The organism is Serratia sp. HNCC26DJ244 (genome assembly GCF_057180565.1).
In genome coordinates this window covers 1-20,037 of record NZ_JBXUGO010000032.1, presented here as the reverse complement: position 1 = coordinate 20,037, position 20,037 = coordinate 1, and the positions used below count along the sequence as shown (strand labels likewise).

Below are 20,037 nucleotides of genomic sequence, written 5' to 3'. Positions count from 1 at the left end.
GTATCTGAAAGTTTCAAAAAAATCCATAGAAATTCCAGTGCGCAAACCCTTCCTTTTTTGAAATAATACGCCATTATTTTATAATTTATCGATATTTAACTCTGATTTATTGCCAGTGTAAGCAATAAAACGGCTGAAATAGGCTGCTGTAGCGATGCTTTATGATGGGTTACTCATGACCCGCTTAATCGATATACTCTCAATATCTTGTGAATATGGCTTGTGGGGAATTAAAAAGAACGTTGCATTATCATCTTTACCCCACCCAATAATTAATATATTTAATTGATTATCTAAATTATTTATAGATATAGGCTGATTAAGTTATTCAGTTAGTGATTATTTACCAAAAAACGGAGGTTGTATTTAATTTCAATTAGATTAATTAATAATATTTACCTTTGCACCTTAATATAATCTGTTCTCTCTAATAATGGATTTTTTATTAATAATAGCAAATAACAGGAGCTGCTATGAAAAAATTAAAACCGATTGTTGCATTATCTTTATTGTTCATGTCTTCAGCTTATGCAGCAGATGGTACCATTAACTTTACGGGTGAGATTGTTGCCAATACTTGTACCATTAGTACCGGTTCAGGAACGGTTAGCGTCGTTTTACCTACTATCTCGACCAGTAATTTTAACGATATTGGTTCAAGAGCGGGTCAAACTGCCTTTACGATTAATTTGACGGGTTGCACACCAGCCAGTGGCTCGGTTGCGGTGCGCTTTACCGGTACCGGTACGCAAGTCGACCCTACTACAGGTCTTTTCTTGCCCGCTGCAGCAAGTGAGGCAAGAGGTGTTGGCATTGCGGTATATGACTCAACAGACACGCATATTAAAACGGCGGGCAATAACTCCGCTTTCCAAACAATAAATACCACATCAGGTACCGCGTCAATCCCTTTGACTGCATGGTATCAGCAATATCAGGCAAGCATTACAGCTGGGAAGTTGACCGCCACCGGTGCCATCGAGTTGGTCTATAGATAATCTGTAGTTAAGAAAATAATTTGCCTAAAGGTTTACTCTGTAAACCTTTAGGGAAACTTTTCTTATTATCTATCTTACGTTTCAAGGTGAACCAATATATACCCAAAATACTTGGTGTTGCTTGACAAAATCTCGAGTGTTTTGAACAGCGCTTACGCTGGCCCGTTTGACGAGAGGCTCAGGAAAAGCCGAGTATCTGTGCGCAGCTAACAGCCAAGCAGCCTGAAGTATGAAGAGTATAGCTAATTACCTAATAACCGCATCAGTATTCGATTGGTTTTTATTATCAAAAATAAAATTACTGCCTATAAAATGAAAAATTTAACGAAAATAGTCATATCATTGTGCCTTTCTCCAACAATCGCCTTCGCGAGTATCTCTATTACTGGTACACGGGTTATCTACAATGAGTCTGATAGTAGTGTTACAGTGAAAATAAATAATCGAGATAATACCTCGTCAATGGTTCAGGCATGGATTGATAATAAAATAAATAGTAACTTGCCAAGCACTGCGACCTCTCCTTTTATTCTGTATCCAGCCGTATTTAAAATAGAGAGTAACGGTGAGCAGCATTTGAGAATAAAAAAAATAGAAGATGTTGCTAACACTCATCAGGAGTCAATCTACTGGCTAAACATCAAAGATATCCCGGCAGCACCCAAAAAGGGGACTGATAATTACTTGCAATTCTCTATTGTTAATAAAATAAAAATATTCTATCGGCCAGCAGCGTTAAAAAACCAGGTTGATGCCATGCACAAAGATCTCGTTTGGCATTTCACCCATGATGGGCGTGGCAATGTTCTGGCTAAGGTGAGTAATAACAGCCGTTATTATGCCTCGCTGACTGAACTGAATGTCAATGTCAATGGAAAACAAATCAAGAACGAAGTCGATATGGTGGCACCCGGGCAGAGTGAGAATTGGGTTTTAAAAGGGGTTACGTTATCGGATGTTAATAAGGGTAAGGCTGAGTACGGCATGGTTAATGACTATGGTGCTGTAATTTATCGTCCAGTTATAATAAATTAATATCTAATGAGTAAAGTATGAAAAAAGACAGCTTAATAAACAAAGGGATAATAATTATTTCTTTATTGAGCATGCCACTTTATGCGCAAGAAGAAACTGAAGTGGAATATAATCCTGCTTTTTTTGTCGGAACCGGTATCGATATCTCTACTTTTTCAAACGGAAATCAGCTAAAAGAAGGGGAGTATGATGTCGAACTCTATAAAAATGGTGCTTTTATTGGTGCTACGGCAATAACAGTATCAATAAATTCTGAGAGTAAATCTGTTATTTATTTTGATAAATCAGTGTTATTACAGCTGGGGTTTAAAGATGAAATTAATGAGGAATACATTAAAACTATTAATGCTAATGGGAAAATAGCACTGGATAGTAATAATTTCGATATTAAAGTGAAATTTGATATATCGACGTTATCTGTTGATGTCATTGCACCGCAAGTGGCATCCAAGTATACCCCACGGGGTTATGTAGACCCTTCAGCCTGGGACTCTGGGGAAACTGCGGCAATGATAAATTACATCAGTAATTATTATCATTCTAATACTGATACCGGGGATTTTAGCGACAGCTATGACAGTTTTTTCTCCGGTATGAATATCTGGCTTAATGCAGGTAGATGGCAGCTTCGAAGCTACAGTACACTTACGCTTGGCGATCAGCAAAAACTAAGCATGTTGCGTACCTACATTCAGCGAGATATTCCTGGGATTTTTTCTGTGGTGCAAACAGGAGAAATTGATACGCGAGAGAGTTTTTTACCCGCGACACCATTACTTGGTATTTCATTATTCTCTGATGATCGCATGTTGCCTGACTCCAGACGCGGTTATGTGCCGGATATTCGTGGTATAGCGGATACTAATGCCAGAGTAACCGTCAGGCAAAATGGAAATATCATCTATGAAACGACGGTATCACCCGGTGCTTTCTTAATTTCTGACCTTTATCAGGCCAGTTATGGAGGGGACTTTAATGTTACCATTCAAGAAACTACGGGTGAACAAAAAACGTACGTTGTCCCTTATGCATCATTACCCGAATTATTGCGACCAAATCAATCTAAATATTCAGTGGCTGCAGGCAAATTGAATGATAGTAGTTTGCGTAAAAAACCATTTGTTACTTCACTCTCCTATCATCGGGGGTTGAATAACTATTTTACCGGTTTTGGCGGTGTGCAGGTCAGTGAACATTATCAATCTATGCTGACGGGTCTTGCCATAAATACCACGATGGGGGCAGTTTCTGCCAATGTGGCACTGGCAAGGGCAGGTCTTGGGTATGATAAAACCCAAGGTTATAACATAGGGTTATCTTATTCTAATGTTATTGATAAATCAGGGACTAGCATTAATGTCGCAACTTATCATTACTCCTCTTCGGGGTTTACTACACTACAAGATTCTGCAAGGGTTCGAGATAAATATGATCATAGTCAGCAAGTGGATGAATATGATTTACGCTCAATGAACCAGAAGAACTCAGTGCAGTTGAGTATTAACCAACCCCTTGGTAATGCTGGCAGTATCTATATCACTGCCGGTCTTAACAATTATTGGGGCAGGGTGAAAAGTGCTAATAGCTGCCTGCTGGGCTACAGTAATCAATATAAAAGACTAAGATATACGCTTTCTGCTGCAAGGTCATATAATATCAGTAATAATCGTGATGAAATACAGTACCAGTTAGGATTAAGTATCCCTTTGGGTACATCAACCTATTCTCCTGTGATGACCACGGCTTATACTCAATCATCTGCAGGTGACGGATATGCACTGGCTTCTGTAACAGGTTCCTTGCTTGAAGACCGCAGTTTTTCCTATGGGTTAAGCACGACGATGGCCACCGCCGGTGAACATGAAAATGTTTATAGCGGTAATGTATCGAAGTTAACTCCCTATGGTAATCGATCTGCAAGTGCTTCCTATAAAAAGAATACCACCCAGTATGCGCTGGGTATGAATGGTTCTGTTGCGCTGCATAGTGGTGGAATTACATTTGGTCAATATACCGGTGATACCGCAGCGATTATTGAAGCCACTGGCGCTACTGATGCTGTTGTTTCAGGGAATAATAATATTAAAGTGGATAGTCGCGGATATGCTATTTTCCCTTATTTGTCACCTTATCGTGATAACGAAATCTCATTGAATCCCAATACGGCAGCCAGTGATTTGGAGATCAAAAATACATCACAACATATTGCGCCACATGCCGGGGCAATTGTTAAATTGAAGTTTGATACTATCCATGGTGAGCTGCGTATTTTTGAAGTTAAATATCAGGGTGAAAATGTGCCTCTCGGGGCAACTGCTATCAGTAACGGGAAAATGGCGGGTATTGTTGGTGGTGGCGGTATTTTGATGATCAGGGAAAATATAAAATCTCAGCTTAAAGTCACTTGGAATGATGAAAATAAAAGAGAAAAACTGTGTCACTTTAGTGTTGAAAAACGTAAAGAAACCAATCCCAAAAATATTTCTAAGCAGCCGGTTATTTGTATTTGATTAATGAGGTGGGTATGATAAAAATAAAGTTTAAAACGGTCAGTGCAAAATCATTTTTTCTGATTTTACTCTCGCTTCTTTGTATAAACAAGGCATGGTCAGCCTGTAATAAAATTGATTCAGCGTTTTGGGACTATCCCTTACGAGTTAATTTTGGTGCATCGCTCTACATTGACCCGGCAACCCCGGTGGGAACTATTCTTGCGCAGCAAAGTGTCAGCAGCGCTGAATTGTTCGCCGCTAATAATGGTTGGTTGGCAATATGTGATGACGTGAATGATGAAGTGAAATATTGGTGGCTTGAGCAACATTATGCGCAAAGTTCAGGTGGCTATCCGGTTAATGGAGTCACTGCGCCAACGCAAGATGGTCATATTTATGTCATAAGAGATAACGGAAGAAACAACCCTTATGGCGGTTCCGGGTCTGGCAGTGTCGGTTACACCGTAGAACTTCTTTCTGATGGTAATTCATATCCCTTTAGTTGGCTGCGTACGGCACCGAACAAAAATCTGCCACCCATAAGCCCCAGTCCAATAAGAGGTATTCGTTGTGCCGACGCCCAAAGTGGTGCTTCTGGCTACCCGCCTTTTACTGGCCAATGTCGAGACAATCAATATATTGTCAATTGGCGGCAGCTTGGGTCGTTCACGCTTAAGGTCTCACTATACCGATTGGCAGGCACCATTCCTGCGTCGGGGCTGATGATGACAAATAATAACGATGGTGCCTTAGTCCTGTTCAGTTTGATGGATAACAGCTCGACACCGCCATCATGGAATACACGCCTGTTTAACCTGGTGCGTTTAGGCCTGGCTAATGATGTGAAGATCCAAACCGCGCCTTGCCAGGCTTTTAACACGGTTACAGTGAATCTGGGGCGGGTGAATAGCAGTGATTTCAGGGCGCTTGGTCAACCGGCAGATGGGGTCGCTGATAAATTAGTGAATGTGACCGCACGTTGTTCGCAGAATACGGCCATGAGATGGGCCGTCATGGGAACGACCAGCAACTATAATCCTGATGGCACTCAGGGGATTTTAGCGCTAGATAATGTCGCGAACAGTGCTGAGGGGGTGGGTGTGCAACTGACTGATACCTCCGGTAATCCTTTACCCATTACACCTGCTACGGGTGTAGATTATCGCTGGATTGATACCAACCTGGTCTCTAATGCTTCGGGTATTTTATCAATGGAATTTTTAGCCCGCTATGTCCAGGTCGGCACGATTAAACCTGGAATGGCTGACTCCCATGCCCATTTAGTGATTGCCCCTAAATAAACATCTCCTCTCGATACCGCTATACCCTAAATAGCGGCGTCTAATTGTACTACAGATGGGTATGATGCAGGTTAGCTGACCGTTGAGCGCATGGACGCGCGATACGAGCCCCCAAGGACGGGTTTACGGCGTGTCAGCGTTCCGCATCATACCCACCAGCCAGATGCTAATGTGAAGCGGCTTTAGGCACGATTATTTAGGCGCGAATAGCGCCTGGGCGTCATTACCCACCCGTGATCTTGACCCACCAGTTATCCAGCGTAGGGCAAAACTCAGAACCTATCACTGAAATAAAAATCATTATCAATAATGGCTGAAATATCAGCATTTTATTGATTGTGAGCAAAGTGGCGCGCGCTATTTTGGTGGATAGTGCTGCAAAGTACAGATCATAGTGAAAATATTTCATCTGTCTTTTTGTGCCTAGGTTTGTTCAGGTTACCGGTGTGTTGACTGCAGCAGTGACTGACTTATTAGTTTTATTTAAAGTCTCAGCAGGCAGTACTCAAATCTATTGAAGTCACCTTACTGTGATTTTTCTTTTGGCGTTACTCAAACCGGTTATTGACCGATTAGTCCCAGTAGATTTGTCACTTACTCCTATTTTAATTGGGTAAGGACACCATCAAAGCAACGAATCTTTTATTTTTCAGTAAATTAAATGACTCTAGGCATCACCGTTTTATTACCATTTCTACTGAATGATTTTACTAACCCAGAGTGAAACATGATGAATGAATCCGAAAAAAAACTGCTGTCCGGTCTACAATGTTCCAGGCGAAAGTTGGTTAAAAACAGCGCCATTGGCGGGCTTGCCCTGGCCGTTGGTGGTGTCACGTTACCATTTAGCCGCCAGGTAAAGGCAGAAAATGGGGTAACCCCAGGGGCAGCGGTCCCTAAGCCGGAAGAGAAAGTGGTATGGAGTGCCTGCACCGTTAACTGTGGTAGCCGTTGCCCATTGCGGATGCATATTGTTGATGGTGCCATCAAATACGTTGAAACGGACAATACGGGCGATGATGCCTATCAAGGCTTGCATCAGGTTAGAGCCTGTCTGCGTGGGCGTTCTATGCGCCGTCGCGTTTATAACCCTGATCGGCTGCAGTATCCCATGCTGCGTGTCGGTAAGCGGGGAGAGGGCAAATTTAAACGTATCAGTTGGGATGAAGCCTTTACGCTAATTAGCGATAACCTGAAACGCATAATAAAAGATTATGGTAATGAAGCTATTTATCTGAATTATGGTACCGGGACCTTGGGAGGGACCATGACCCGTTCCTGGCCCCCCGGTGCAACGCTGATTGCCCGCTTAATGAATTGCTGCGGCGGCTATTTGAACCACTATGGCGATTACAGTACGGCGCAGATTGCGATGGGGTTGAATTACACCTATGGCGGTTGGGCTGACGGTAATAGCCCGACGGATATCGAAAACAGCAAACTGGTGGTGATGTTCGGTAATAACCCTGGGGAAACACGGATGAGCGGGGGTGGGGTGACCTACCTGCTGGAGCAGGCGCGTGAGCGTTCCAATGCCCGTATGATTGTTATTGATCCTCGCTATACCGATACCGCAGCAGGCCGTGAAGATGAGTGGATCCCCATTCGTCCAGGGACCGATGCCGCTCTGGTCGCTGGGCTGGCACATGTGCTGATTACTGAGAATCTGGTAGACCAACCTTTCCTGGATAAATATTGCGTCGGTTATGATGAAAAAACCTTACCGGCAGGTGCACCAGCGAATAGCCACTATAAGGCGTATATTCTTGGGCAGGGGGAGGACGGTATCGCGAAAACCCCCGCTTGGGCGGCGCAGATTACCGGCATTCCAGCTGATCGCATTATCAAACTGGCCCGTGAAATTGGCAGCATCAAGCCCGCTTATATTTGCCAGGGGTGGGGGCCACAACGCCAGGCCAATGGTGAGCTGACTTCCCGTGCCATTGCCATGTTGCCCATATTGACCGGTAATGTCGGCATTAATGGCGGTAACAGTGGCGCTCGTGAAGGGTCATATTCATTACCCTTTGTACGGATGCCAACGCTAACGAACCCAGTAAAAACCAGTATCTCCATGTTTCTTTGGACCGATGCCATCTTGCGTGGGCCAGAAATGACCGCCAAACGTGATGGTGTGCGTGGTAAGGATAAACTGGATGTTCCTATCAAATTTGTCTGGAATTATGCTGGTAACTGTCTGATTAATCAGCATTCACAGATTAACCGCACCCATGACATTCTGCAGGATGAGAAGAAGTGTGAAATGATCGTGGTGATCGATAACCACATGACCTCATCGGCGAAATATGCCGACCTGGTCCTCCCGGATTGTACGGCCTCGGAACAGCAGGATTTTTGTCTTGATGCCTCCAGCGGGAATATGGGGTATGTCATTTTTGCTGATCAGGCCATCAAGCCGATTGGTGAGTGCAAAAACATCTATGAGATGACCAGCGAGATCGCTCGTCGTATGGGGGTTGAGCAACTCTTTACCGAAGGGCGTACACAGGAAGAGTGGTTGCGCTATCTGTATCAACAATCCCGCCAGGCAATCCCGGCATTACCCGAGTTTGAACAGTTCCTTGAGCAAGGGATCTTTAAACAGCGCGATCCAGAGGGTCACCATGTCGCTTACAAAGCATTCCGCGCTGACCCGCAAGCCAATCCACTAACGACACCTTCTGGCAAAATTGAGATCTACTCTGCTCAGTTAGCCGAAGTGGCGGCGACCTGGGAATTGGAAAAAGAGGATGTTATTCATCCATTACCGATTTATACGGCGGGATTTGAAAGCCCCAGTGATCCATTGAGTAGCCAATATCCACTACAGATGACCGGTTTCCATTATAAGGCCAGGACCCACTCAACCTACGGAAATGTGGATGTTCTGAAAGCGTCTTGCCGCCAGGAAATGTGGATTAACCCGATTGATGCCGAGTCTCGCGGTATCGCCAATGGTGATTTGATCCGCATTTACAATGACCGTGGTGAAGTACGTATTAATGCCAAAGTAACACCGCGTATGCGCCCAGGGGTGGTGGCATTAGGAGAGGGAGCTTGGTACGCACCTGATGGAAACAAAATTGACCATGCAGGCAGCATTAACGTGTTGACGACCCAGCGACCCTCGCCACTAGCCAAAGGCAACCCTTCCCATACCAACCTGGTGCAGGTTGCCAAACTTTAAGGAGTCGTTGATGACTACGCAATATGGATTCTATATCGACTCAAGTCGTTGTACCGGCTGCAAAACCTGTGAGTTGGCATGTAAAGACTATAAAAACCTGACGCCGGAAGTCAGTTTCCGCCGTATCTATGAATACGCGGGGGGTGATTGGCAAGAGGACAATGGGGTCTGGCACCAGAACGTCTTTGCCTACTATTTGTCGATTGCCTGTAACCACTGTGAAGACCCTGCCTGTACCAAGGTATGCCCGAGTGGGGCGATGCATAAGCGGGAAGATGGCTTTGTGGTGGTCAATGAAGAGATTTGTATCGGCTGCCGCTATTGCCATATGGCGTGCCCCTATAGTGCGCCGCAATACAATGAAGCCAAAGGGCATATGACCAAATGTGACGGTTGCTATGAGCGCGTTGCTGAGGGCAAAAAACCTATCTGTGTCGAGTCTTGTCCGCTACGGGCGCTGGACTTCGGCCCGATTGAGGAACTGCGAAAGCAACATGGCACCTTGGCTGAGGTGGCACCCCTACCTGCCGCGCATTTTACCCAGCCCTGTATTGTGCTGAAACCTAATGCCAACAGCCGCCCGAGTGGCGACACTACCGGCCATCTGGCTAATCCGAAGGAGGTTTAAAATGGGAACGGGATGGCATGAATGGCCGCTGATGGTGTTTACCGTCTTGGGGCAGTTTGTCGTGGGGGGCGTAATCGTGATGGGTCTGGCCATCATTGCCGGTAATCTTACCGATCGCCAGAGCAAGGCGGTGCACCGTTCAATGTTTTTCCTCTGGTTGCTGATGGGGATGGCCTTTATCGCCTCGGTGATGCACCTGGGCTCGCCTGTCAGGGCGTTCAATTCTTTAAACCGTGTGGGTGAATCGGCCTTGAGTAACGAGATTGCCAGCGGTTCGCTATTCTTTGCGGTGGGCGGACTGTATTGGCTTTTGACAATACTGAAAAAAATGCCACAGGGGCTGGGGAAAGTCTGGTTGATGCTTACGATGGTACTGGGCCTGTTGTTTGTCTATGCCATGACGCGGGTCTATCAGATTGATACGGTACCGACCTGGCATAACGGCTATACCACACTCAATTTCTTCCTGTCGGTGTTTATCGGTGGGCCCTTACTGGGTGTCTTGTTGTTACGCGTCGCCGGGCTGGAAGTGTCGGGTCGCGGTCAACTGATAATGGTCAGTGTGTTGGCGCTGTTACTCAGCCTCTGCTCAGCGTTGTTACAGGGCAGTGAACTGGCAATGATCAGCAGTTCGGTACAGCAGGCTTCCGCTCTGGTTCCAAACTATGGTCAATTGATGGTATGGCGGTTAGTGCTGCTGGTACTGGGCCTGGGTTGCTGGATTTGCCCGCAGTTGCGTCGTGGTAACGCGGGGGTAATGGGGTTGACCTTGGGCCTGGTATTGGTTTTTGCCAGTGAGATGATCGGTCGCGGTGTGTTCTACGGCCTGCATATGACGGTTGGTATGGCCGTGGCGGGTTAATACTTAATCTAGGCGCAGCGTGCTGCGCCTGGACTCTGTTTTACCATTTTTGAAAAATCTATCAGGTAATAGTGTGCAAGGTTTATCAGGTTTTTATTGACTGTGAACAAAGCACCGCTATGGGTTTGGGCGGATACTACTCCAAGAGTACAAAGCAGAGTGAAAACATGTTGTCTGCCGCTTTATACCCGGGGTTATTCAAGTTGCTAGTGTTATTTGTAGCATAGCGTTAATTCATTAAATTTATTTACTGAGACTACAGGTGACATTCGAATCTATTAAAAGTCATATAGCGGTAAGCGCCTTTCTTATTGCCACCTTGTGATATTGAAATCGACTCTTGATCGATTTGTTCCGATAGATTTATTAATTATTCCAGGCAATTAGGTAAGAACCAAGAAAGCAACCCATTGGTTGACTGCCTGCAACTTGGATCCTTCTGGGTATCGCACGCTGATTGCAATTTTATGGCCATTTTTTTCTGGCTAATTTAAACAACCCAGAGTGAAACATGATGAGTGAATCCGAAAAAAAACCGCAGTCCGTCCTGCAATGTTCCCGACGAACACTGGTCAAGAATAGTGCTATTGGCGGGTTAGCCCTTGCGGTTGGTGGTGTCTCCTTACCCTTTAGCCAGCGAGCGCTGGCAGAAAAAGCAGCAGCCCCGTCTCAACCTACAGAGAAAGTCGTCTGGAGTGCTTGTACCGTTAACTGCGGTAGTCGTTGCCCATTGCGGATGCATATTGTCGATGGTGAGATTAAATACGTTGAAACAGACAATACTGGCGATGATGTTTATGGCGATAAGCATCAGGTTCGGGCTTGTCTACGTGGGCGCTCCATGCGCCGCCGGGTGTATAACCCAGACCGCCTAAAATACCCCATGTTACGGGTTGGCAATCGCGGGGAAGGGAAGTTCAAACCCATCAGTTGGAATGAAGCCTTTGATCTGATTAGCTTAAATTTAAAAAAGATCATCGAAGAGTATGGTAATGAAGCCATTTATCTCAACTATGGTACCGGCACGCTAGGCGGTACGGTGGCGCGTTCCTGGCCGCCGGCTAACTCCCCAATTGCGCGTCTGATGAACTGTGCTGGCGGTTATTTAAACCATTATGGAACTTATAGTACCGCTCAGATTAGCGGTGCCATGCCCTATACCTATGGTAGCGGTGACGGTAACAGTATTTCTGATATTGAAAATGCCAAACTGGTGGTGATGTTTGGTAATAACCCCGCAGAAACGCGCATGAGTGGTGGGGGGATCACCTATCAATTAGAACAAGCGCGTGAACGTGCCAATGTGCGCATGATTATTATCGACCCGCGATATACTGACACGGCGGCTGGAAGGGAAGATGAGTGGATACCTATTCGCCCAGGAACGGATGGCGCATTGGCCGCTGCTTTAGCCTATGTCTTGATCACTGAAAATTCGGTGGACCAGCCTTTCTTGGATAAGTATTGCATTGGGTATGACGAAAAAACCTTACCTCCCAATGCGCCAGCCAATGGTCATTACAAAGCCTATATTTTGGGGCAAGGCAACGATGGAATTGCCAAAACCCCCCAGTGGGCTGCGACGATCACCGGGATACCGGCTGATAGAATCATTAAGCTGGCACGTGAGATCGGTAGTGCCAAACCGGCCTATATTTGCCAAGGCTGGGGGCCACAGCGTCATGCGAACGGTGAGTTAACAGCGCGGGCTATCGCCATGTTGCCCATATTGACCGGCAATGTGGGGATTTCAGGTGGCAACTCAGGCGCACGTGAAGGTAATTATGCGCTGCCTTTTGAGCGGATGCCGACACTGGAAAACCCGGTTAAAACCAGTATATCGGTATTCCTATGGACCGATGCTATCCAACGCGGGCCTGAAATGACCGCGACGGCGGATGGTGTGCGTGGCAAAGATAAGTTAGAGGTTCCAATTAAGTTTATCTGGAATTATGCAGGTAACTGTTTGGTTAACCAGCATTCAGATATCAATAAAACGCATGAAATCCTTCAGGATGAAAAAAAATGTGAAATGATCGTGGTGATCGATAACCACATGACGTCATCAGCGAAATATGCCGATCTGGTATTGCCGGACTGCACCACCTCTGAGCAGATGGATTTCTGCATGGATGGCTATGCCAGCAATTTGGGTTACGCTATTTTTGCCAGCCAAGCCATTAAACCGCTCTTTGAATGCAAAACTGTCTATGAGATGTGTACTGAAATAGCGCGTCGCTTAGGGGTAGAACAACAATTTACTGAAGGTAAAACACAAGAAGAGTGGTTACGCCATTTGTATGCAAAATCGCGGGAAAAACTGCCAGAGCTACCTGAATTTGAAGAGTTTCAGCAGCAAGGTATTTTTAAAAAAATGGATCCCCGTGGTCACTTTGTGGCTTACAAAGAGTTCCGTGATGATCCTGTCAACAATCCATTGAAAACCCCCTCAGGTAAAATCGAAATCTATTCTGCGCGTCTCGCGGAGATTGCTGAAACCTGGACGTTGCCAGCAGGCGACGTCATTGATCCTCTGCCCGTATATTCGTCAGGGTTTGAAAACTATGATGATGTGCTAGCGAAAAAGTATCCGCTGCAGATGACGGGTTTTCATTATAAGGCCAGGACACACTCAACCTACGGCAACGTAGATGTCCTGAAAGGCGCTTGCCCTCAGGAGATGTGGATCAATCCGATTGATGCTCGACGCCGCAACATCAAAAACGGTGATTTAGTGAGAATTTACAATGATCGCGGTGAAGTACAAATCAGTGCCAAGGTCACCCCCCGTATTATTCCCGGTGTTGTGGCTCTGGCTGAAGGGGCATGGTATGCACCTGATGGCAATAAAATTGACCATGGCGGCAGTATGAATGTGCTGACCACGCAGCGTCCTTCTCCTTTAGCGAAGGGTAATCCCCAACACAGTAATCTTGTCGAAGTCGCAAGAGCATAAAGGAGTCGTTGATGACTACGCAATATGGATTCTATATCGACTCAAGTCGTTGCACCGGCTGCAAAACCTGTGAGTTGGCATGTAAAGACTATAAAAACCTGACGCCGGAAGTCAGTTTCCGCCGTATCTATGAATACGCGGGGGGTGATTGGCAAGAGGACAATGGGGTCTGGCACCAGAACGTCTTTGCCTACTATTTGTCGATTGCCTGTAATCACTGTGAAGACCCTGCCTGTACCAAGGTATGCCCGAGTGGGGCGATGCATAAGCGGGAAGATGGCTTTGTAGTGGTCAATGAAGAGATTTGTATCGGCTGCCGCTATTGCCATATGGCGTGCCCCTATAGTGCGCCGCAATACAATGAAGCCAAAGGGCATATGACCAAATGTGACGGTTGCTATGAGCGCGTTGCTGAAGGCAAAAAACCTATCTGTGTCGAGTCTTGTCCGCTACGGGCGCTGGACTTCGGCCCGATTGAGGAACTGCGAAAGCAACATGGCACTTTGGCTGAGGTGGCACCTTTACCTGCCGCGCATTTTACCCAGCCTTGTATTGTGCTGAAACCTAATGCCAACAGCCGCCCGAGTGGCGACACTACCGGCCATCTGGCTAATCCGAAGGAGGTTTAAAATGGGAACGGGATGGCATGAATGGCCGCTGATGGTGTTTACCGTCTTGGGGCAGTTTGTCGTGGGGGGCGTAATCGTGATGGGTCTGGCCATCATTGCCGGTAATCTTACCGATCGCCAGAGCAAGGCGGTGCACCGTTCAATGTTTTTCCTCTGGTTGCTGATGGGGATGGCCTTTATCGCCTCGGTGATGCACCTGGGCTCGCCTGTCAGGGCGTTCAATTCTTTAAACCGTGTGGGTGAATCGGCCTTGAGTAACGAGATTGCCAGCGGTTCGCTATTCTTTGCGGTGGGTGGACTGTATTGGCTTTTGACAATACTGAAAAAAATGCCACAGGGGCTGGGGAAAGTCTGGTTGATGCTTACGATGGTACTGGGCCTGTTGTTTGTCTATGCCATGACGCGGGTCTATCAGATTGATACGGTACCGACCTGGCATAACGGCTATACCACACTCAACTTCTTCCTGTCGGTGTTTATCGGTGGGCCCTTACTGGGTGTCTTGTTGTTACGCGTCGCCGGGCTGGAAGTGTCGGGTCGCGGTCAACTGATAATGGTCAGTGTGTTGGCGCTGTTACTCAGCCTCTGCTCAGCGTTGTTACAGGGCAGTGAACTGGCAATGATCAGCAGTTCGGTACAGCAGGCTTCCGCTCTGGTTCCAAACTATGGTCAGTTGATGGTCTGGCGGTTAGTGCTGCTGGTACTGGGCCTGGGTTGCTGGATTTGCCCGCAGTTGCGTCGTGGTAACGCAGGGGTAATGGGGTTGACCTTGGGCCTGGTATTGGTTTTTGCCGGTGAGATGATCGGTCGCGGTGTGTTTTACGGCCTGCATATGACGGTTGGTATGGCCGTGGCGGGTTAATATTTAATCTAGGCGCAGCGTGCTGCGCCTGTGGAGAAGTTCGATTTTATGATGCTGGAAAAAATAGCGTTAACAGGGCGTGTGCTGGGTATTTTGCTGTATGCGCCACCTGATAGCCCAGAGTGTTCGCCCTTACTGGAATACCTGGCCGATCCACAATGGCTGGCAGAATGGCCTTATCCCGGTGGCCAGCAGGCGGCAGATTTGATTGCCCAAGGGCTGGCGGGGGATCTGCCAGAAACGCTGGAAGAGGCTTATCAACGTCTGTTTGTTGGCCCTTATGCGTTACCGGCTCCACCTTGGGGTTCGGTTTATCTGGATAAAGAGTGCGTCTTATTTGGTGATTCGACACTGCGTTTGCGCCAATGGTTACGGGTGCAGGGCATTGAAGCTCAACGGCAACACAATGAACCGGAAGATCATATTGGCACTTTGCTGATGATGACCGCCTGGTTGGCAGAAGAGCAGCAAGAAAAGCGGATTACTGCTTTGATAGCGCAACATTTGTTGCCTTGGGCCCCGCGTTATCTGGAACTGTTGCAACAACATGCTGGGCATCCTTTCTATCAAGGTGTTGCGCAGTTGGCTCAGGTGACATTGGCAGGGTGGGCAGCGGATTGTCCAGAGCCCATTGCCACATTAGAGCTCTATTACTGATGAAAAGCAGCAGCCAACCACTCTCTCGGCAAGGTGCCAGCCGGCGCAGATTGTTGACCGGTTGGTTGCAACGCAGCCAAGCCCTATCGGAGCCGGTTGCGACGGCTTTACCTTTACCGAGGGTGGCTCGTCCCCCTCAGTCGCTGCCAGAAATATTATTTAATGCCACCTGTAATGGTTGTGGTGAGTGTGTGAATCGTTGTCCGTATGGCTTATTGAGCGTAGAACAAGACCAAGTGGTCCTGAACATCGATTTTACCGAGTGTGACTTCTGCCTGAAATGTACTGCAGCTTGCCAGACTGGAGCGCTACGTAACATTATGCCCTGCGATACGCTACTACGCCCGCAGATCAGCCAAAGTTGTCTGGGGCGTCAGGATAGTTGCCAGATGTGTGTCATTAATTGCCCGCAGCAGGCGCTGGCCTTTCAGCTGGATGACCGTGGTGTTCGCCAATTACAGTATGGTGATGCCTGTTGCAATGGGTGTGGGATGTGTAAATTATCCTGTTTTCATGGCCATATCATGTTGATACCTACGGGCGAAAAATGTTTGCCAGAATAACGATGAACTCCAAAACAACGATGACTGTTGTTATTCAAGTTGCTGTCGGTGTGAAACGTCAAATCAGACTTGTTTTTTTATCACCAGTAGGTTGTCATCCATCAGGCACTGTTACTGATTCTGCTGAAAACCTACCCATTATCACTTGCCGCGCGTAGCCACCTGCGAGCCCCAGTCCATCCAAGGCACAGGGTTATTGCTTACTGAAAAGCCTGTTGTTTTTACTTACAACTTTAGCCACATACTAAGAATGTTCTGAATGTTCCGAATATTGAACTTTCAGAATATTCTTAATTTACTGTGTTGCCTTATTCAGCAACAATAGAAGCTATTTTATCAGTCCTGCGTCTACATTTTGACCAGTTCTCCACATAGCGTGCGATATCTGTTTCCACCAAGGGATGCCGAACCATCACGGAGTCAGGTTAGAACATCATTAAAATATCAAATGGAGTTAAGAAGTTATGGATCAAACGATAGTTTTGGCTGTTAACAATGGCGAAGGGAAAACCCGTTTATTAACCGCGAATGCCAACAATGCAGTAAAAGTTAAATTAATTCGCGGTAATAAATACGTCTTAAAGAATCTAGGCAATGATTTTGCTCCGGAGAACGTGACTTTAGTTCGTGTCGGCAAGGCGTTGCACGTGATCCAGGAAGGGGACACACAAGCCAGTATTATTATTGAAGACTACTTTAATGGTGAAGCCAACAACCCGGTGTTACTGGGAATGGCTGAAGATGGCCAGCTGTATGCCTATGTTCCCTTGTCCGGGGAAGGCTATGAGCACGGCTATCTCTTTACTGATGGTCAGTCATCGCCTGTCGCATTAGGTGGTCCATCTCAAGGCAGTGGTGAAGGCATTTTTGTCGCTTCTGATGATAATCAGGATGCGCTGTTTGGTCTTTTGGGTTGGCTGGCGGCAGCGACAGCGATCGGCGCTGGGGCCGCGGTTGCCTATCATAACCGTAGTAAAGATGATAATAATGACCCTGAACCGACCCCTCCGGCAAAACCGGCGATTGGCGGTGCACTTGACCATACGGGTTCTATTCAGGGCCAAATTAAAAACGGCGGCCAGACAGATGAATCTCATCCGACCTTAAGTGGTACAGGTGTCGCTGGTAACATCATCACCGTGTATGACAACGGTAGTGCCATTGGCAGCGTGGTCATTGATGGCAATGGCAACTGGACATTTACCCCTGATCAAGCAATGGGTGACGGCACTCACCAAATGGTGATCACCGAGACTGATCCGTCTGGTAATGTCAGCTCGCCTTCTGATCCTCTGAACTTCACGGTTGATACCACACCGCCGGATGTCCCTGGTATGCAGCATGTCATGGACAAAACGGGGAACGTTGTCGGTGAAATAAAACCGGGTGATTCCACGGATGATTCACGTCCTGTCCTGACCGGTAGTGGTCAGCCAGGTGACAAAGTGACTATCTATGACAACGGTAATGTGATTGGCGAGACCGTCGTCAATGAAGATGGTCGTTGGTCTTTCCAGCCAGAGACACCGATGACTGATGGAAAGCACAACATCACGGTTTCTGAAACCGACCCTGTGGGTAATGAGAGTAAGCAGAGTGGTGGTTGGGAATTTAACGTCGATACACAAGCCCCTACCAAACCTGCTCTTGGGAGCGTTATCGATGACGTCGGTACCGTTACCGGCCCATTGAACAGTGGCAGCACCACAGATGATACCCAACCTGAACTGAAAGGTGTGGGGCAACCTGGCGATGTCATTATTATCAGTGACAATGGTAAGCCGATTGGCTCGACGGTCGTTAATGGTAAAGGTGAATGGAGCTATCAGGTTGAAGAGCCCCTGGCCGAGGGCAACCATAGCCTGACGGTCAGTGAAGTTGACCCGGCGGGTAATGCCAGCACACCTTCTGATCCTATTGTGATCGTGGTTGATACCACGGCTCCAGCTCAACCTGATGTGTCGAATGCCCAGGATGACGTGGGTGCTATCACCGGCGCAATCAAGAATGGCGGTACAACCGATGATACTCAGCCTGAATTCAGTGGTGGCGGCCAGCCTGGCGATATTATCAATATCTATGATAACGGTGAAAAGATTGGTTCAACGGTAGTTGGGGATAACAACAAGTGGAGCTTTACGCCTGAGACACCACTCGACGAAACCAATCACAGTATTACCATCACGGCAACCGATCCAGCAGGTAACGAAAGCAAGCCCTCTGAGCCGTTGAACTTTACTGTCGACACCACGTCTCCGTTAGATGACCCTGCCCATTTGGCGATTACTTCCGTCGAAGACCGCGTGGGCAATGAGACAGGTAACGTTACATCAGGGAATAGCACCGATGACAGCCAGCCGCTGATCAGCGGTATTGGTACTGCTGGTGATATCATCATTGTGTACACCACTGATGCGACCGGCAATCACCCGATTGGCAGCACCAAGGTACTCGATAATGGCACCTGGTCACTGACGCCAACCACCCCACTGCTGGAAGGTAACAACCAACTGACCATCGTGGCGGTCGATGCGGCGGGTAACAAGACCACCCCAAGCACACCATCCTATGATATCAATCTTGACATCACCATACCGTCAGAACCAGCCATCACCAGCGTGCTGGATGATGTTGAACCGAAAGCTGGCGCTCTGCAGAAAGGGGATGTCACCAACGACAACACCCCAACCCTGAAAGGTAGTGCCGAGGCGGACAGCCTGGTCAAGGTCTATGACAAAGGTCAACTGATCGGTTCAACCACGGCAGACGGCAAGGGCGAGTGGAGCTTTACGCCAGCAGCAGGCGCTGAACTGAAAGATGGCAACCATACCCTGACCATCACCTCAACGGATGCCGCAGGCAACGAGAGTGCTCCTAGCGGCAGTTTTGATATTGTAGTAGACACTAACGTCCCTAACTCGGCTGGCGATATCGTTATCACCGACAACGTGGGTGAGAAGACCGGTGAAGTGAACCCGGGGGATACCACCGATGACCGTTCACCAAACCTGAACGGTACGGGCGAACCCGGCGGCACGGTCACCATCTATGATAACGGTGAAGAAATCGGTACCGCCAAGATTGAAGATGACGGCAAGTGGAGCTTTACCCCGACTGAGCCGCTGGATAATGGCGAGCACACCCTGAATACCACCGTGACTGACCCGGCGGGCAACGTGAGTGAGCCAAGCCCGGATATCAAGATTGTGGTGGATGATACCCCGGTGCTGGTACAACTGGGCTCAATCAATGACAACGTAGGGTCAGTGACCGGTAACCTGCAACCCGGTCAGGTCACCGACGATGCACGTCCAGAACTGAACGGCAGCGGCAAGCCAGGCAGTGTCATCACCGTGAAGGATGGGGATGATGTGCTGGGTACCACCACCGTCAAGCAAGATGGTAGCTGGAGCTTTACGCCAGAGACCGATCTGAGCGAAGGTAACCACAGCCTGACCGTGACGGCAGAAGATGCCGCCGGTAACAGCGTGACCTCTCCCGCCTTTGAACTGAAGGTAGATACCACCGCGCCAGAGCAACCGGTGATTGGTAACGCCATTGATGACGTCGGTGATAACCGTGGTCCATTGACCAGCGGCAGTGTTACCGACGATGCCAACCCAACCTTCAAAGGGACGGCAGAGCCAAATAGCATCATCAATATCTATGATGATGGAAAACTGTTGGGGTCGGTTGCTGCCGACGACGATGGTGCCTGGTCGTTTACCCCAACCACCCCATTGGTGGAAGGTGAGCACAAGATCACCACCACGGCGACGGATAAGGCGGGTAACACCAGTGAACCATCCGACGTCTTTAATCTGACTACCGACTATTCTGCATCGCCAATTGGGCCAGGCTTCCTGG

Annotated in this window: 13 protein-coding genes; all 13 read left to right on the top strand. The window is 47.7% G+C overall.

The annotated features are described in order from the left end of the window. Positions 1 to 473: 473 nt before the first annotated feature. Positions 474 to 998 carry a fimbrial protein gene (locus AC2A06_RS17705; RefSeq protein ID WP_473195540.1) on the top strand — a complete coding sequence of 175 codons (525 nt, stop codon included), beginning with the start codon at positions 474 to 476 and terminating at the stop codon, positions 996 to 998. A gap of 312 nt (positions 999 to 1,310) precedes the next feature. Continuing rightward, positions 1,311 to 2,033 carry a fimbrial biogenesis chaperone gene (locus AC2A06_RS17700; protein WP_473195539.1) on the top strand — a complete coding sequence of 241 codons (723 nt, stop codon included), beginning with the start codon at positions 1,311 to 1,313 and terminating at the stop codon, positions 2,031 to 2,033. 17 nt (positions 2,034 to 2,050) lie between these two features. Beyond that, positions 2,051 to 4,543, top strand: coding sequence for a fimbria/pilus outer membrane usher protein (locus AC2A06_RS17695; protein WP_484381135.1), 2,493 nt, complete (start codon positions 2,051 to 2,053; stop codon positions 4,541 to 4,543). A gap of 188 nt (positions 4,544 to 4,731) precedes the next feature. Next, positions 4,732 to 5,826, top strand: a complete 1,095-nt coding sequence (locus AC2A06_RS17690; RefSeq protein WP_484381134.1) for a fimbrial protein — start codon at positions 4,732 to 4,734, stop codon at positions 5,824 to 5,826. 730 nt (positions 5,827 to 6,556) lie between these two features. Continuing rightward, positions 6,557 to 9,013, top strand: coding sequence for a dimethylsulfoxide reductase subunit A (gene dmsA / locus AC2A06_RS17685; protein ID WP_484381137.1), 2,457 nt, complete (start codon positions 6,557 to 6,559; stop codon positions 9,011 to 9,013). A 10-nt stretch (positions 9,014 to 9,023) separates the two neighbouring features. Then, positions 9,024 to 9,641 (top strand): DMSO/selenate family reductase complex B subunit, encoded by a 618-nt coding sequence (locus AC2A06_RS17680; protein WP_473195536.1) that lies wholly within the window; start codon positions 9,024 to 9,026, stop codon positions 9,639 to 9,641. 1 nt (position 9,642) lies between these two features. Continuing rightward, positions 9,643 to 10,503: a DmsC/YnfH family molybdoenzyme membrane anchor subunit gene (locus AC2A06_RS17675; protein WP_484381133.1), complete on the top strand. Its 861-nt coding sequence runs from the start codon at positions 9,643 to 9,645 to the stop codon at positions 10,501 to 10,503. Between the two features lie 514 nt (positions 10,504 to 11,017). Next, positions 11,018 to 13,459: a DMSO/selenate family reductase complex A subunit gene (locus tag AC2A06_RS17670; RefSeq protein WP_484381136.1), complete on the top strand. Its 2,442-nt coding sequence runs from the start codon at positions 11,018 to 11,020 to the stop codon at positions 13,457 to 13,459. Between the two features lie 11 nt (positions 13,460 to 13,470). Further along, positions 13,471 to 14,088 (top strand): DMSO/selenate family reductase complex B subunit, encoded by a 618-nt coding sequence (locus AC2A06_RS17665; RefSeq protein WP_473195536.1) that lies wholly within the window; start codon positions 13,471 to 13,473, stop codon positions 14,086 to 14,088. Between the two features lies 1 nt (position 14,089). Next, positions 14,090 to 14,950: a DmsC/YnfH family molybdoenzyme membrane anchor subunit gene (locus AC2A06_RS17660; RefSeq protein WP_484381132.1), complete on the top strand. Its 861-nt coding sequence runs from the start codon at positions 14,090 to 14,092 to the stop codon at positions 14,948 to 14,950. A gap of 48 nt (positions 14,951 to 14,998) precedes the next feature. Further along, positions 14,999 to 15,607, top strand: a complete 609-nt coding sequence (gene dmsD, locus AC2A06_RS17655) for a Tat proofreading chaperone DmsD (protein WP_484381131.1) — start codon at positions 14,999 to 15,001, stop codon at positions 15,605 to 15,607. After that, the gene (napF, locus tag AC2A06_RS17650; RefSeq protein WP_484381130.1) at positions 15,607 to 16,170 is read left to right on the top strand and encodes a ferredoxin-type protein NapF; all 564 of its coding nucleotides are present in this window, start codon (positions 15,607 to 15,609) and stop codon (positions 16,168 to 16,170) included. Before dmsD ends, napF begins: the two co-directional genes overlap by 1 nt. 464 nt (positions 16,171 to 16,634) lie before the next feature. Next, on the top strand, positions 16,635 to 20,037 hold a 3,403-nt coding region (locus AC2A06_RS17645; RefSeq protein WP_484381129.1), incomplete at its 3' end, for an Ig-like domain-containing protein.

What these genes read in the sequence shown, in the direction of transcription:
- AC2A06_RS17705 (WP_473195540.1), top strand. Translation starts at nt 474, where the DNA reads ATGAAAAAATTAAAACCGATTGTTGCATTATCTTTATTGTTCATGTCT.
- AC2A06_RS17700 (WP_473195539.1), top strand. Translation starts at nt 1,311, where the DNA reads ATGAAAAATTTAACGAAAATAGTCATATCATTGTGCCTTTCTCCAACA.
- AC2A06_RS17695 (WP_484381135.1), top strand. Translation starts at nt 2,051, where the DNA reads ATGAAAAAAGACAGCTTAATAAACAAAGGGATAATAATTATTTCTTTA.
- dmsA (WP_484381137.1), top strand. Translation starts at nt 6,557, where the DNA reads ATGAATGAATCCGAAAAAAAACTGCTGTCCGGTCTACAATGTTCCAGG.
- AC2A06_RS17680 (WP_473195536.1), top strand. Translation starts at nt 9,024, where the DNA reads ATGACTACGCAATATGGATTCTATATCGACTCAAGTCGTTGTACCGGC.
- AC2A06_RS17675 (WP_484381133.1), top strand. Translation starts at nt 9,643, where the DNA reads ATGGGAACGGGATGGCATGAATGGCCGCTGATGGTGTTTACCGTCTTG.
- AC2A06_RS17670 (WP_484381136.1), top strand. Translation starts at nt 11,018, where the DNA reads ATGAGTGAATCCGAAAAAAAACCGCAGTCCGTCCTGCAATGTTCCCGA.
- AC2A06_RS17665 (WP_473195536.1), top strand. Translation starts at nt 13,471, where the DNA reads ATGACTACGCAATATGGATTCTATATCGACTCAAGTCGTTGCACCGGC.
- AC2A06_RS17660 (WP_484381132.1), top strand. Translation starts at nt 14,090, where the DNA reads ATGGGAACGGGATGGCATGAATGGCCGCTGATGGTGTTTACCGTCTTG.
- dmsD (WP_484381131.1), top strand. Translation starts at nt 14,999, where the DNA reads ATGATGCTGGAAAAAATAGCGTTAACAGGGCGTGTGCTGGGTATTTTG.
- napF (WP_484381130.1), top strand. Translation starts at nt 15,607, where the DNA reads ATGAAAAGCAGCAGCCAACCACTCTCTCGGCAAGGTGCCAGCCGGCGC.